Source organism: Aeromonas sp. R9-2 (assembly GCF_040908025.1).
Lineage (GTDB): Bacteria > Pseudomonadota > Gammaproteobacteria > Enterobacterales > Aeromonadaceae > Aeromonas > Aeromonas veronii.
In genome coordinates this window covers 178,510-193,903 of sequence record NZ_JBFOCX010000013.1, presented here as the reverse complement: position 1 = coordinate 193,903, position 15,394 = coordinate 178,510, and the positions used below count along the sequence as shown (strand labels likewise).

Annotated in this window: 8 protein-coding genes; 1 reads left to right on the top strand and 7 read right to left on the bottom strand. The window is 60.3% G+C overall.

Translation table 11 applies throughout. The features are described from left to right. Positions 1-5: 5 nt before the first annotated feature. From AB5Y71_RS04300 to AB5Y71_RS04285, 4 genes are all read right to left on the bottom strand, one after another. Positions 6-1,400, bottom strand: a complete 1,395-nt coding sequence (locus AB5Y71_RS04300) for a D-arabinono-1,4-lactone oxidase (RefSeq protein ID WP_368171070.1) — start codon at positions 1,398-1,400, stop codon at positions 6-8. Positions 1,401-1,562: 162 nt separating this feature from the next. Next, on the bottom strand, positions 1,563-3,149 hold the full coding sequence (locus AB5Y71_RS04295; protein ID WP_368171069.1) for an EAL domain-containing protein: 1,587 nt from the start codon (positions 3,147-3,149) through the stop codon (positions 1,563-1,565). A gap of 278 nt (positions 3,150-3,427) precedes the next feature. Beyond that, complete coding sequence (acnB, locus tag AB5Y71_RS04290) at positions 3,428-6,025, bottom strand: bifunctional aconitate hydratase 2/2-methylisocitrate dehydratase (RefSeq protein ID WP_368171068.1); 2,598 nt, start codon at positions 6,023-6,025, stop codon at positions 3,428-3,430. Positions 6,026-6,254: 229 nt separating this feature from the next. Further along, complete coding sequence (locus tag AB5Y71_RS04285) at positions 6,255-8,516, bottom strand: patatin-like phospholipase family protein (protein WP_368171067.1); 2,262 nt, start codon at positions 8,514-8,516, stop codon at positions 6,255-6,257. A gap of 234 nt (positions 8,517-8,750) precedes the next feature. Between AB5Y71_RS04285 and AB5Y71_RS04280 the strand changes: the two genes are divergently transcribed. Beyond that, complete coding sequence (locus AB5Y71_RS04280; RefSeq protein WP_368171066.1) at positions 8,751-10,661, top strand: methyl-accepting chemotaxis protein; 1,911 nt, start codon at positions 8,751-8,753, stop codon at positions 10,659-10,661. Positions 10,662-10,745: 84 nt separating this feature from the next. Here AB5Y71_RS04280 and AB5Y71_RS04275 read toward each other — a convergent pair whose 3' ends face one another. From AB5Y71_RS04275 to aceF, 3 genes are all read right to left on the bottom strand, one after another. Then, the gene (locus tag AB5Y71_RS04275) at positions 10,746-11,708 is read right to left on the bottom strand and encodes a sensor domain-containing diguanylate cyclase (protein WP_368171065.1); all 963 of its coding nucleotides are present in this window, start codon (positions 11,706-11,708) and stop codon (positions 10,746-10,748) included. Positions 11,709-11,832: 124 nt separating this feature from the next. Next, positions 11,833-13,260 carry a dihydrolipoyl dehydrogenase gene (gene lpdA, locus AB5Y71_RS04270; RefSeq protein ID WP_005336123.1) on the bottom strand — a complete coding sequence of 476 codons (1,428 nt, stop codon included), beginning with the start codon at positions 13,258-13,260 and terminating at the stop codon, positions 11,833-11,835. A gap of 148 nt (positions 13,261-13,408) precedes the next feature. Further along, positions 13,409-15,298: a pyruvate dehydrogenase complex dihydrolipoyllysine-residue acetyltransferase gene (gene aceF, locus AB5Y71_RS04265; protein ID WP_368171064.1), complete on the bottom strand. Its 1,890-nt coding sequence runs from the start codon at positions 15,296-15,298 to the stop codon at positions 13,409-13,411. Between the last annotated feature and the right edge of the window lie 96 nt (positions 15,299-15,394).

Here is a 15,394-nt window from a genome sequence, read left to right as displayed (position 1 = left end):
GATCCTTACCGGTTGGCAAACAGGTCGCTGAGCCAGCGGTTTTCAAAGCGGCCGTGGGGGTCGAGCTCGGCTTTCAACGCCACAAAGTCGTTCCAGCGCGGCAGCAGGGCCGGGAAGTCATACAGATCCATCGCCAGATGCTTGCCGAAGTGGGGAATGCCGCCGAGCGGCGCCAGCAGTTGCTGCAACTCGCGCATCTGCTCCATGGAGCCGTTGACGAAGGTGCCGTCCGCCGCCAGATAGACCAGAAAACCGATCCAGCAGACCGGCTGGCCGTAAGCAGCGCTGAGCCAGGCCTCGGAGGGGCCGGTGCAACGCAGAATAAAGGGGTAGTGCAGCACGCCCGGGTTGGCCTGCTGCCACGCTTGCAGGGTCTCCAGCGCCTCGCTCATGCGATGCAGCGGCACCGCCACCTCACAGTTGATCTGAGGTGCCGGGATCCCCTTGCAGAGAATTTGGTAGACGTTGCCCACCAGATCGGAGGCATCCTTGAAGCGGCGCACCGTCTCGAAGTGCTCCCCCGCCAGCGCCTCATCCTTGGTGTCTTTCGCCATCTTCTGCAAAGTGGCATCAATGGTGGCATTCATGCGGGCGTCGATATCACCATCCAGCAGCAGCGGCTCGCTGCCGCCGGCGCGGTAACGGGCCACCTCCTCATCAGAGGCGGGATCCACCAGCCAGATGTGGCTCTCACCGGTCCAGGCAAACCACCAGCTCTTCACAAAGCCGTGCTCGCGGTTGAGCCGTTCGTTGTGCTCCAAGAGGAAGGGGTAGTCGGTGGTGAACTTGGTGCAGCGCATAATGCGGTTCGGTACGGTGCGCAGGGTGACGTCGAGCAGGATGCCGAGCATCCCCATCCCCATCACGAAGGCGCCGAAGCGCGGATCGGTGCGATCCACCCGGATGATGTCGCCATTGGCCAGCATCACCGTCATCGCCTCCACCGCATCGCACAGGGCAGACTGGTGCAGCCCCTGACCGTGGGTACCTGTGCTGAGGGCGCCGCCCAGGGTCTGGATGCCGATAACGCCCGGGGATGCGGGCAGCATCCGCTCCATGGCGATCAGCTCGGCATAAACGGTATCGAGCGGCGTCCCCGCCTGATAGGTCACGGTATCGGCCGTTTTCGCCAGCTGGCCGCGCAGGTGGTGCAAGTCCACCAGCAGCGCCTGACTACCTTCGGCATAGACGCTGTGGATGGGTTCAAAAGAGAGGCCGGAGCCGATAAGGCGCAGCTTACGCTCGGGATGTTCCCGCAGCAACGCTTGCAACTCGTCGCGGCTTTTCGGGCGCCATACCTGATCCAGCGCCCCGAGGGGATTGGTTCTCGACCAGTTGAACAGCACCTCCCGATTACCGATCGCCTTGATGCTGTGAAATGCCTGGAACTGAACCGTCATACCGCGCCTCATCTTTTACTGACGTCAAAATGAGCGCTGATTCTACCGAAAAGCGAGCCGCAAGGCATGAAAAACAAGCCCCTGCACTCGAGGGGGGATATGGAGAGAGCACTCCCCTACCCTGCCAGACGGGAGCTTGTCCGCCCGTCTGTCACCGATAGATCAGGTGGCGTTCGGGATGCCTCGTACCCCATCTGGCTGGCGGGTCTGCGCCTCTTCCGGCAGCAGCTCCTCACAGAACTGGCGCAGCGGCATGGGGCGGGCAAACAGGTACCCCTGCAGATAGTCGACCCCTTTGGCCCTGAGGTAGTCAGCCTGACGCTCGCTCTCCACCCCTTCCGCCACCAGCGCCAGACCGAGCCGGGTCGCCAGATCGATCACGTTGTCCACGATATGTTCCGAGAGCGACTCGGTACCGATGCGGGCGATAAAGGATTTGTCGATCTTGAGGTAATCCACATGGAACTGTTGCAGGTAAGCCAGGCTGGAGTGGCCGGTACCAAAGTCGTCGATGGCGAGTTTGACCCCCATCTCGTCCAGCTGGCGGAACAGGGAGAGGGTCTGGGGATCTGACATCAGCAGCTCCCGCTCGGTCAGCTCCAGCACCAGTACCACCTTGCCGGGGAGGAAGTGACCGAGAAAGGCGCGGCACTCGGCCAACAGGGCAAAATCGTGGCAATGGGCGGCGCTGATGTTGAAGCTGATATGAAACCCATCGGGCAACTGCTCCTGAGAGCGGTTCAACCGTGTCGCCACCTGCTTCATGATATGGGTGGTCATGGGGACGATCAGTCCCGACTCCTCCGCCTGCGGAATAAAGAGATCGGGCCGGATCACCCCTTCATTGACATGCTCCCAGCGCATCAGCACCTCGGCGCCCATCATCTTGCCGTCGTGGCTGGCAATCAGCGGCTGCAGATAGGGAACAAACTCCCTGGCCCGCAGGGCGCGTCGCAACTCATCTGTTGGCGAGCCGGGCCGCCCCAGCACCCACCACACCAGCCAGGCCAGCAAAAGCGAGGAAACCGCCAGCCACGACAGCGCCACATGCCGCGCGGCCCACAGCGACTTCCAGTAGACCGGCATGGCATAACCGGCATGGATGGTGAAAGGATAATGGGATGAGGTGAGGGCCTGGCTGATCCCGCGATGGAGGGTGGGCGCCTCGCTCAGATAGCGGCCAGACTCATTGAGCCAGGCAGACCCCACCTGCAGATAGAGCGCACTGGACTTTCCGCTCATGGAGAGCATGAAGCTGAGCTGGGTACTGTCGATGGCGCTCAAGGCGGCATCCTTGCCCCGCTCGGTGCGCACCACCAGCAGCGGGTGATTTTGCCGCACCCGGTTGCCACTCATCAGCAGCAGCTTGCGGCCGGTGTAGATCTCCGGCTCATCGGCATCATCGGCTTCACCAAACAGTGAAGTGCAATTGATGATGCCGTTTCGCACCAGATTGACCGAACGCAGGAAGGGCTCGATGGCGACCTTCTTGCGCAGCACCAGCAGGTTGTCGCGACAGGGAGCCTTCATCAGAGGCAGCACGGAGCGATTGGCCTGCTCCGCATGATCCAGCATCGACTCCATCAGGGTTCTGGCCTTGTGGGCCGAGGCGCTGGATTCCGCTTTCAGCTCCTGCAGATAAGTACTGTGGATGACCGCCCCCCCCCCCAGCAGCGGCAGAGCAAAAACCAGCAAGGCACCGCCGAAGCGTAACCCGGTTCGGGAGAGATCGATCCTGAACAGAAACATAAAGAACCACGCCGCAATTTGTCAGGCCTGCCAACGCAAGCACCCAGTGAACAGATAAACACTTTCCCTCGATAACGATGCCTCATCATTACCGCACATAGCCGAGCAACATAACCCAAAGCGTTTATAAAACGAACCACCCAACAGGTGATTGACCTTCTCGAGCAGGAACATTTAAGCCCCCCCAAGAAAGACGACAAATAACGCTCAAATAAATAATGCCGCGTAAATACGCGGCATTATTGGCTTCTTATCGCGCAAATCGCGCAAGAACTCCGTTAAACGGCTTGTTGCAGGATCACCGCATCGGCCTTCTTGGTGTAGGAGGCGATCTCGTTGAAGTTGAGGTAGCGGTAAGTATCTGCCGCAGTGGCATCGAGCGCCTTGGCGTATTGCAGGTACTCCGCCACGGTCGGGATCTTGCCAAGGATGGCGGCAACGGCGGCCAGCTCCGCAGAGGCCAGATAGACGTTGGCACCTTTACCCAGACGGTTCGGGAAGTTACGGGTGGAGGTGGAGACCACGGAGGCTCCTTCCGCTACCCGCGCCTGGTTGCCCATGCAGAGGGAGCAGCCCGGGATCTCGATGCGGGCACCGACGCGACCAAAGATGCCGTAGTAGCCCTCTTCGGTCAGCTGATCCTTGTCCATCTTGGTGGGCGGCGCGATCCACATGCGGGTCGGCAGCTCGCCCTGATACTTCTCGAGCAGTTTGCCGGCGGCACGGAAGTGACCGATGTTGGTCATGCACGAACCGATGAACACCTCGTCGATCTTGTCGCCAGCCACGTCGCTCAGCAGACGGGCATCGTCCGGATCGTTCGGCGCGCACAGGATCGGCTCCTTGATGGTAGCCAGATCGATCTCGATGATTTCGGCGTACTCGGCATCCTTGTCCGCTTCCATCAGGGTCGGGTTGGCCAGCCACTCTTCCATCCCCTTGATGCGACGGGTGATGGTGCGCACGTCACCGTAGCCTTCGGAGAGCATCCATTTCAGCATCACGATGTTGGACTTCAGATACTCGATGATCGGCTCTTTATCCAGCTTGATGGTGCAACCGGCGGCAGAGCGCTCGGCGCTGGCGTCAGCCAGTTCGAACGCCTGCTCTACCTTCAGGGTCGGCAGGCCTTCGATCTCGAGGATGCGGCCGGAGAAGATGTTCTTCTTGCCCGCTTTCTCGACTGTCAGCAGCCCTTTCTGGATGGCGGCGTAGGGAATGGCATGAACCAGATCACGCAGGGTGATGCCCGGTTGCAGCTCGCCCTTGAAGCGCACCAGCACGGATTCCGGCATATCCAGTGGCATCACGCCGGTAGCAGCGGCGAAAGCCACCAGACCGGAGCCCGCCGGGAAGGAGATACCGATGGGGAAACGGGTGTGGGAGTCACCACCGGTACCCACGGTATCCGGCAGCAGCATGCGGTTCAGCCAGGAGTGGATGACGCCGTCACCCGGACGCAGAGAGACACCGCCGCGATTCATGATGAAGTCCGGCAGGGTGTGGTGGGTCTGTACGTCGATGGGCTTGGGATAAGCTGCGGTGTGACAGAAGGACTGCATGGTCAGATCGGCGGAGAAGCCGAGACAGGCCAGATCTTTGAGCTCGTCGCGGGTCATCGGGCCCGTGGTGTCCTGGGAGCCGACCGTGGTCATCTTGGGCTCGCAGTAAGTGCCTGGGCGAATGCCCTTCACGCCGCACGCCTTGCCCACCATCTTCTGGGCCAGGGTGAAGCCTTTACCGGTATCGGCCACCGGCTGCGGGCGACGGAATACGGTGGAGAACGGCAGACCCAGCGCTTCGCGGGCCTTGTCGGTCAGGCCGCGACCGATGATCAGCGGAATACGGCCACCGGCGCGTACTTCGTCGATCAGCACGTCGGTTTTCAGTTCAAACTGCGCCAGCACCTGTTCGGTGCCGTGTTTGCAGATCTTGCCGGCATAGGGGTAGATGTCGATCACATCGCCCATTTCCAGCTTGGAGACGTCCACTTCGATAGGCAGTGCGCCGGCATCTTCCATGGTGTTGAAGAAGATCGGGGCAATCTTGCCACCCAGACAGACACCGCCAGCGCGCTTGTTCGGCACGAACGGAATGTCATCGCCCATAAACCAGAGCACCGAGTTGGTGGCGGATTTACGGGAAGAGCCGGTACCGACCACGTCACCGACATAGGCCAGCGGGAAGCCTTTCTCTTTCAGGGCATCGATGGTCTTGATGGGGCCGACGGCGCCATCCTTGTCCGGAGTAATGCCGGGACGGGCGTTTTTCAGCATTGCCAGCGCGTGCAACGGAATATCCGGGCGGGACCAGGCGTCCGGTGCCGGCGAGAGGTCGTCGGTGTTGGTTTCGCCGGTCACCTTGAACACGGTGACAGTGATCTTCTCGGCCAACTCCGGGCGGGAGAGGAACCACTCGGCATCAGCCCAGGACTGCATCACCTGTTTGGCGTGGACATTGCCCGCCTTGACCTTCTCTTCCACGTCGTGGAAGGAGTCAAACATCAGCAGGGTGTGGGAGAGCCCCTTGGCGGCAAGCGGCGCCAGAGTGGCGTGATCCAGCAGGTCGATCAGCGGCTGAATGTTGTAACCACCCTGCATGGTGCCCAGCAGCTCAACGGCTTCGGCTGCAGTCAGGATGGGAGAGTGGGCTTCGCCCTTGGCGACGGCGGTAAGGAAACCGGCTTTGACATAGGCCGCTTCATCAACACCGGGGGGAATACGGGAGGACAACAGCTCTTTCAGAAAGTCTTCTTCGCCAGCGGGCGGGTTCTTGAGCAGCTCAACCAGGGCGGCGACCTGCTCTGCATCCAGAGGTTTGGCAACCACGCCCTCGGCGGCACGTTCTGCGACGTGTTTACGGTATGTTTCAAGCACGACTAATTCCTCTTTGGTCTTTTTTTGGGGTTCGCCCACGCTCGCGGCGATCGTCCTTGCGGGACACCCCGTAGGGTGCTCCCCACTATATAAGTTTTAACGACTAATTAAAATCCAAACCCTGTTTACTTATTCACCACAAAATCGTAACCAATTAAACAGACTGGTATTTTTTGAAAATTAATTGAACGCCCTCAACCATAGTTAACAAATTGGCATCATTTCGGCATTATTCGAACGTACTGCCCAATTGCAGATAGAAGACGTCATTGCCCCCCTCCGCCATGCCGTAGCCGAGGAACACAGGGCCGAGGAAGCTCTCCACCCCGACATAAAGCGAACCGGCGGTGAAGGAGCTCTCCAGACTGATATCCTCACCCTTGTTCCAGACCCCGCCCTGCTCCAGAGATCCACCCAGATAGAGCGGCATCTTGAGGGCACCGAAGTCGTTGTCCGCCACCCGATAGATGTAACGCAGGCCACCAAACAGGCTGTAGCGACCGCTCAGCTGGTAGCGCTGGAAACCGGAGAGGCGGAACAGCCCGCCCAGATCCTGAATATGCAGCGGCACCACCTCTTCACTGCCCGAGCCCCCCCCTTCGAGGATCAGGTTGAGGCTGTGCCTGTCCCATGACCAAGGCTTGATCATCGAGAGCTGATAATTCCAGCCTTCACTGCGGCCATCTGCTGACTCGAGTCCATCCACACTGACGTGTGAGTGGCCCAGTTTCATGTCCCATTTCATCCCCTGATAGGGGAAATAGCGGCTATCCAGATTGTCGTGTTCAAAGCGGACATAGGGGCCCCACGCCGTGGCATCCATCTCCAGCCCCTTGAAGTTCTTCACATCAATCGTGCCCAGTTGTCCCTCCAGTCCCATCGACAACCGGCTCCAGGGCTGGCGGTTCCAGCCCACCGCCAGATCACCGCTGAAAAAGGAGTATTCGGAGTCGAGATAGCTTATCGAAACCATCTCGGGATCCGGATTGGGGAAAAACAGGCGGCGCAGGGTCTGGTCATAGGCCAGACTCGCCTCACCATAGAAGGTCTGGGAGGGTTCGAGCGGGGTATAGAAGTCGGTCTTGATATGTTTGGCCGTGCCCAGCGACGCCTCGGTCAGCCACTCGGCACCCCACTCGTTGACGTTGGTGAGGGTATAGGACATGCCGACGTTGTAGTTGGAGGTGTTCTCGAAGTCATCGGTGAAACCGAACTGGAAGTTGAGGTAGCCCGGCCCCCAGTTCTTCTCGCTGGCATCCACCAGCAGCACATTCTCCCCATCACGCTCCTCCACCTCGTAGGTGATGCGATCGAACGACTCAAGGGCATAGAGGCGGCGAATGCCCGCTTCCAGACTCTCGTTGGTCTGTACCTTGTCCGGCCGCACTTTCAGCATGGCGCGCACCGTCTCGTCGGAGAGGCGCGACTTGTTGATGATCTCCACCTTGTCGATGAAGTAGGCGGGCTGACCGCTACGCTCGGCACGACGGCTCAGCTTCTGGTTGCGATAGGCGTTGTACTGCGCCTTGGTGAGCGACAGCTTATCGAGTTGCAACGACACCTTGTCAGCCGCCGCCTCACCGATCTTGATCCCCTCCGGCATCCGGGCAAAGTCGGCGATCCCCATATCGCCAAACTCGGGAGCGATCAGTATGTCTTTCGGCCCCATCAGCGCCTTCTGCTTGTCGGTGCCCACCTGGGTCATGTAGGTGGTGAGCTGGTCGATCATCGCCAACCCTGACTTGAGGGACTCTCGAGTACGCAGCTTGGCACCGATATCCACCGCGATCACCACGTCGGCCCCCATCGCCTTGGCGACATCCACCGGCATGTTGTTGACGCTGCCGCCGTCCGCCAGGATGTGCCCCTCCCACTCCACCGGTTTGAGGGCGCCGGGAATGGACATGGAGGCCTGCATTGCCTTGGCCAGGCTGCCGTGATCCAGCACGAAGGGGGTGACCGTCTCCATGTCGGTCGCCATGGCGCGGTAGGGAATGGGGAGATCATCGAAGCTCTCCTGCACCGGCAGGTTGGAGGTGGCCCCCCGCAGCAGGCTGGCCATGGATTGGCCCTGGAAGAAACCGTCCGGCAGCTGGGTGGTGTCGCCATTCACCCCTATGTCGGTGCGCAGTTGGTACTGCTCGTTCTGCTGCTTCTTGCGCAACGACAGCTCGTCGCGGCCAACCTTGTCCTGATACCCCTTGTTCCAGTCGATGGCCAAAGTGGTGCGCTCCACCTCCTCGGCACTGAGCCCCATGGCGTACATCCCCGCCACATAAGAGCCCATGCTGGTGCCGACTATGATGTCGACCGGAATCCGTTTCTGCTCCAGTACCTTGAGGATGCCGATATGGGCCGACCCCTTGGCACCGCCGCCACTGAGCACCACCGCAATTTTTGGGCGATCCCCCTGTGCCGCCACAGCCAGCAGCGGCATCGCCGCCAGCATCACCAAAAGCAGACGGGTCCATCCCGCACCTAAGCTGCGCATCATATTTTCCATATTATTCAGAGGGTCAGTCACCAAGGATGGCCTCTACTATAAGGGGCCCGGCAGTTAGCGCAACCGTCAATCCGCATCCCGCGAGTGCAGCATGGCGAAGGGGCACGCCGCCGCCCCTGTGAGCGCAAACGTAATCCGCAAATAAAGGTCTGCAAGCCTCATGGGTAGCACCGCGCTGCCGCTAATATGAGCGTCGTCAATCTCAACCTTTTGAGCACCTTTATGCTGGCAACCCTCACTCTTAAACAGAAAATACTGGCCACGGTCACCCTGGCTGTGGTCGTCTCCTGCTTGCTGGTAGGCTACTTCAGCCAACGCTCGGCCCAGCAACTGATCGAAAACCGGATGTTCGAGCAGGAGCTCCCCAACCTGACCCAGCGGATCAGCAAGGAGATTGAACAGGATCTCCACGGCATCGCCCAGGCCGCCCGCCAACTGGCCACCGACCGCTTTATCCTCGACTGGGTGGATCGGGGCATGCCCAAAGAGCAGGAGCCAATCCTCATCAACCAGCTCAAGGATGTGGCCAACCAGTATGGTCTGGTGACCGCCTCCTTCGCCGATCGCCAGACAGCCGCCTACTACAACCAGGATGGCTTTCTGCGCAACCTGACCCCCACGCAAGACGCCTGGTTCTATGACTACACCAAGAGCCAGAAGGAGATGACCCTCAGCATCTTCCGCGAGAGCAACGGCGAGGTGAAGCTGTTCGTCAACTTCCAGCAGCTCAACGGGCGCGGGCTGGCCGGCTTTGCCAAATCCCTCGACACCATGGTGACCATGGTCTCCAACTTCCGGCTGGAAGAGAACGGCATCGTCTTTATGGTCGATGGCAGCGGCAAGGTGAAGCTGCACCCCGAGGCCAACCGCATCGAGCGTGACACCCTTGGCAACATTGCCAGCGGTGATACCGGCAGCCTGCTGGCCAAACGCCCCTTTGCCGTTATCAACGCCGAGGTAAATGGCGAGCCCATGGTACTGGCCAGCAGCTATATCCCGCTGCTCGACTGGTATCTGGTGGCCCAGGTGCCAGAAGCCGAGATCTATGCCGAGCTGGATCAGACCCGCAACGAGATCCTGATGATCTCGCTGGTGATTGCGCTGGCCATGGGGCTGATGGGGATGCTGCTGGCAGGCTCGGTCAGCCGCCCGCTCAACGAGCTGGCCCGCCTGTTCAAGGAGCTGGGCAGCGGCGATGGGGATCTTACCCAGCGCCTGAAAGTGGAAGGACGTGACGAACTGAGTCAGGTCGCCACCGGTTTCAACAACTTCGTCGCCAAGATCCACGGCTCCATCGAGCAGGTGGCGGAGAACTCCCGCCAGCTCGCGGCCACCGCCAACGAGGTGGCCAACAAGGCGCAGCTGACCCAGCACAACTGTACTGCCCAGCGTGACCGCACCGTGCAGGTGGCCACCGCCATCCACGAAATGGGGGCCACGGTGAGCGAGATCGCCGGTAACGCTTCGCTGGCAGCCGAAGTCGCCAGACAGGCCAACGATCAGGCCGATGCGGGTGCGGTAGTGGTGGCGCAGGCGCGCCACGGCATCGTCGACCTCTCTGGCGAGATTGAGCAGGTGGCAGGGGTTATCGAGTCGCTGGCGAGCCAGACCGACTCCATCGGCAGCATCCTCGAAACCATCCGCAGCATCTCGGAGCAGACCAACCTGCTGGCATTGAACGCCGCCATCGAGGCCGCTCGCGCCGGTGAACAGGGTCGCGGTTTCGCCGTGGTGGCAGATGAGGTGCGCAATCTGGCCAACCGCTCCGCCGCCTCGACCGCCGAGATCCAGGGGATGATCAACCGCTTGCAGGAGCAGAGTGCCCGCGCCGTCAGCGCCATGGCGCAGGGGCGTAACCAGAGTCTGGAGGTGGTGAGCCAGGCCGATGAGGCCAACGCAGCCCTCGGCCAGATCACCGCCCACATCACCCAGATCAACGACATGAACATCCAGGTCGCCACCGCCACCGAGGAGCAGTCCAGCGTGGTCGGCGAGATCAACCGCAACGTGGAAGATATCAACCAGCTAACCATGGAGACCGCCGATATCGCCCACCAGCTGACCGAGTCCAGCCGCAGCCTGCAGCAGCTCTCCGGTCAGCTGGACAAGCTGGTTGGCAACTTCCGGCTCTGACCCCGACCTTGACCTGAGTCATCAACAACAGAGAGCGCCGTGGCGCTCTCTGTTGTTTTGGTGGCGACTAATCCGGAATAGCAGTCAGCCCTTGCCATCCCGTTTGCGCTGATACATCAGCTCATCCGCACGGGTGAGCAGCTCGGCCAGGGAGACACAGCCGTGCCCGTCATAGCAGACAATACCGGTGCTGCAGGTCAGCGCATAACCGCAACCACTGCGTTGATTGTGCTCGGCCAACATGGCATTGAAACGCTCATAGGCCAGTTGTGCCTGCGCCTCTAGCACATTGGGCAACAGGACGACGAACTCATCGCCGCCCATGCGGGCAAACACATCGGCGCCCCGAAAAGCCTGCTTGAGCAAAGTGGCAAAGGCGATCAGAGCCCGATCCCCTTCTGCATGCCCCCACCGATCGTTGATCCCCTTGAAGCCATTGAGATCCAGATAGAGCAGCGCCAGCGGCATCTGCAAGCGACTGGCCAGCGAGAGGCTCTTCTCCGCCAGCATCACGAACCCGCGCCGATTGGAGATCAGGGTCAACTCATCAATGGTGGCCAGCTGCACCGCTTCGAGCTCACGCACCACCATCGCCGCCAGATCCTTGAGCAGCCCCACATCCTCGTCGCTCAATTCCCGCGGCTCCGTATCTATGATGCAGAGCGTCCCCAGTTTGCAGCCGTTGGCGATCCGCAGTGGCTGTCCGGCATAGAAGCGGATGCCGGGCACGCCTACCACCAGCGGATTGTCGGCAAAGCGGGGATCCTGCGAAGCATCCGGCACGATAAAGGTCTCATTGCCCATGATGGCGTGGCCACAGAACGAGATGTCCCGGGCAGTCTCACGGACCTCCAGTCCGATACAGGATTTGAACCACTGGCGATCTTCATCCACCAGACTCACCAGCGCGATGGGGACATTGAACACCCGTCGGGCCATGCGGGTCAGCCGGTCAAACCTCTCCTCGGCCTCGGAATCCAGCAAAGAGAGCCGCCGCAGGGTCTCCAACCGCAATGCCTCATCGGGTGGAATAGGTGCTTCTAGCATCGTGCCTCTCTCATCAGTGCCAAAACCTATCTTTAGCATATTGGTCTTTGTCGAAGTCGGGGCCGCAAGGAGAAAACAAAAAGCCGCTCGATTGAGCGGCTTTTTTACAGGCAGGGGAAGAAAATTACTTTTTCTTCTTGGCCTTGGCGTTCGGCAGGTCGGTGATGGAGCCTTCGAACACTTCGGCAGCCAGACCCACGGACTCGTGCAGAGTCGGGTGAGCGTGGATGGTCAGCGCGATATCTTCGGCGTCAGCACCCATCTCGATGGCCAGACCGATTTCACCCAGCAGTTCACCACCGTTGGTACCCACGATGGCACCACCGATGACGCGGCCGCTCTCCTTGTCGAAGATCAGCTTGGTCATACCGTCGGAGCAGTCGGACGCGATGGCGCGGCCGGAAGCAGCCCACGGGAAGGTGGCGACTTCGAAGTTCAGGCCCTGTTGCTTGGCTTCCTTCTCGGTCAGACCCACCCATGCCATCTCTGGCTCGGTGTAGGCGATGGACGGGATCACTTTCGGGTCGAAGTAGTGCTTCTTGCCGGCGATCACTTCGGCGGCAACGTGACCTTCGTGAACACCTTTGTGTGCCAGCATCGGCTGGCCAACGATGTCACCGATGGCGTGGATGTGCGCCACGTTGGTACGCAGCTGCTTGTCCACCTCGATGAAACCGCGCTCGGTCACGGCAACACCTGCCTTCTCGGCATCCAGCATCTTGCCGTTCGGCACACGACCTACGGCAACCAGCACGTTGTCGTAACGAACCGGCTCGGCAGGAGCGTGCTTGCCTTCATAGGAGACGTACAGGCCGTCTTCGCGCGCTTCAACTGCGGTGACCTTGGTCTCCAGCATGATGTTGAATTTCTTGGCGACGCGCTTGGTGTAGATCTTGACGATATCTTTGTCGGCAGCCGGAACCAGCTGGTCGGCAAATTCCACCACGTCGATCTCGGAACCCAGAGAGGAGTAAACGGTACCCATCTCCAGACCGATGATGCCGCCACCGATCACCAGCAGTTTGCCTGGAACGGTTTTCAGCTCCAGCGCATCGGTAGAGTCCCATACGCGCGGGTCATCGTGGGGGATGAACGGCAGCTTCACCGGACGAGAACCGGCCGCGATGATGGCGTTGTCGAAGGTCACGGTGGTCTTGCCGTCGGCACCTTCCACTTCAAGGGTGTTCGGGCCGGTAAATTTACCCAAGCCGTTAACAACCTGAACTTTACGCATCTTGGCCATGCCAGCCAGACCGCCGGTCAACTGGTTGATAACCTTCTCTTTCCACAGACGGATCTTGTCGATGTCGGTCTGCGGGGCACCGAAGACGATGCCGTGCTCGGCCAGCGCCTTGGCTTCTTCAATCACTTTGGCAACGTGCAGCAGCGCCTTGGAGGGGATGCAGCCCACGTTCAGGCAGACGCCACCCAGGGTGGAGTAACGCTCGACGATAATAGTATCCAGACCCAGATCGGCTGCACGGAAAGCAGCGGAATAACCGGCAGGGCCAGCACCCAGTACTACGACCTGGGTTTTGATTTCTTTACTCATCATGACCTCTTTGTCGTTCTTATATCCCCGGACAGCGCAGTCTTATACCGAAACGGGTGGCTGCAGCCGTGAAAAAAACGGGGCAAGTTTACGATCATGTTAATGAAATGAGAAGTAAAAAGGGCAGGCTCTGGGCCCGCCCTCTCACTTACAGGACCAGTCGACGAATGTCGGACAGCACGCCGTTCATGGTGGTGATGAAGCGAGCCCCATCGGCACCATCGATGACGCGGTGGTCGTAGCTCAGAGCCAGCGGCAGCATCAGGCGCGGCGCGAACTCTTTACCGTTCCACTTCGGCTTCATCTCGGACTTGGATACGCCCAGGATGGCCACTTCCGGCGCGTTGACGATCGGGGTAAAGCTGGTACCGCCGATGCCACCCAGGCTGGAGATGGTGAAGCAACCGCCCTGCATGTCGGCAGCGGTCAGCTTGCCGGCACGGGCCTTCTTGGAGATCTCGGCCAGATCGCGAGACAGCTCCATGATGCCCTTCTTGTTAACATCGCGCACCACGGGCACAACCAGACCGTTGGGGGTATCTACCGCCACACCGATGTGGATGTACTTCTTCATGATCAGCTTGCTGCCATCTTCGGACAGGGAGCTGCAGAAGCGCGGGTGGGCTTCCAGCGCCTTGGCAGCGGCTTTCAGGATGAACACCAGCGGGGTGATCTTCACGTCTGCCTTCTGCTTCTCGAGCATCGCGTTCTGCTCTTTGCGGAACGCTTCCAGCTCGGTGGTATCGGCTTCGTCGAACTGGGTGACATGAGGGATCATGACCCAGTTACGGTGCAGGTTCGGACCGGAGATCTTCTGGATGCGGGTCAGCTCGACCTCTTCCACATCACCGAACTTGCTGAAGTCTACCTTCGGCCACGGCAGTACGCCCAGACCGTTGCCACCGGCTACACCGGCAGAGGCAGGAGCGGACTCGGCACGCTTGATGGCATCCTTCACGTAGGCTTGCACGTCTTCTTTGACGATGCGGCCCTTGCGACCGGAGGCTTTCACCTTGGCCAGGTTGACGCCGAACTCGCGCGCCAGACGGCGTACCGCCGGAGAGGCGTGCACGTAGGCGTCGTTGGCAACGAAATCGGTCGCAGCGGCAGCAGCCTGGGCAACCGGAGCCGGAGCAGCGGCAACAGGGGCTGCAGCGACCGGAGCGGCAGCTTGAGCAACCGGCGCGGCAGCAGGAGCAGCGCCAGCCACTTCGAATACCATGATCAGGGAACCGGTGGAGACCTTGTCACCCGCCTTCACCTTGATCTCTTTGACCACACCGGCGAACGGCGCAGGCACTTCCATGGAGGCCTTGTCACCTTCCACGGCGATCAGGGACTGGTCGGCTTCAACCTTGTCACCCACAGCAACCATGATCTCGGTGACTTCCACTTCGTCGCCACCGATATCCGGTACGTTGACCTCTTTGGCAGCAGCGGCAACCGGGGCAGCAGCCACGGGCGCGGCAGCTTGAGCCGGAGCAGCAACGGCAGCAGGCGCAGAGCCAGCCACTTCAAATACCATCACCAGGGAACCGGTAGAGACCTTGGCGCCAGCGGCCACCTTGATCTCGACTACGCGGCCTGCGAACGGTGCCGGTACTTCCATGGATGCCTTGTCACCTTCCACGGCAATGATGGACTGTTCGGCTTCGACCATGTCGCCCACGGCAACCATGATTTCAGTCACGTCCACTTCGTCGTCACCGATGTCCGGTACGTGCACATCTTTGCGCACGGCTGCGGCAGGTGCGGCGGCCGGAGCAGCTGCAACAGGAGCGGCCACTTCTACAGGAGCAGCAGCGCCTTCGGCTTCGAAGATCATGATCTGGGAACCGGTGGCAACCTTGTCGCCTACCTTGATCAGGATCTCTTTGACGATACCGGCAGACGGGGCCGGTACTTCCATGGAGGCCTTGTCGCCTTCTACCGCGATGATGGACTGGTCAAGCTCGACCTTGTCACCCACGGCCACCATGATCTCGGTGACTTCAACTTCATCGGCGCCGATATCCGGCACCATAATCTGTTTGGACATTGTGCTTTATCCTCTTGCGTCGATCCGCGTGACTGGCTGATGCCGCCACGCACATCTCGCGTTAACCGTTTTAAATCCTGGCAGGGTCGCGCCGTC

Coding starts and splice junctions, on each gene's coding strand:
- AB5Y71_RS04295 (WP_368171069.1), bottom strand. CDS start 3,149: ATGTTTCTGTTCAGGATCGATCTCTCCCGAACCGGGTTACGCTTCGGC.
- AB5Y71_RS04275 (WP_368171065.1), bottom strand. CDS start 11,708: ATGCTAGAAGCACCTATTCCACCCGATGAGGCATTGCGGTTGGAGACC.
- lpdA (WP_005336123.1), bottom strand. CDS start 13,260: ATGAGTAAAGAAATCAAAACCCAGGTCGTAGTACTGGGTGCTGGCCCT.
- AB5Y71_RS04285 (WP_368171067.1), bottom strand. CDS start 8,516: ATGCGCAGCTTAGGTGCGGGATGGACCCGTCTGCTTTTGGTGATGCTG.
- AB5Y71_RS04300 (WP_368171070.1), bottom strand. CDS start 1,400: ATGACGGTTCAGTTCCAGGCATTTCACAGCATCAAGGCGATCGGTAAT.
- AB5Y71_RS04280 (WP_368171066.1), top strand. CDS start 8,751: ATGCTGGCAACCCTCACTCTTAAACAGAAAATACTGGCCACGGTCACC.
- aceF (WP_368171064.1), bottom strand. CDS start 15,298: ATGTCCAAACAGATTATGGTGCCGGATATCGGCGCCGATGAAGTTGAA.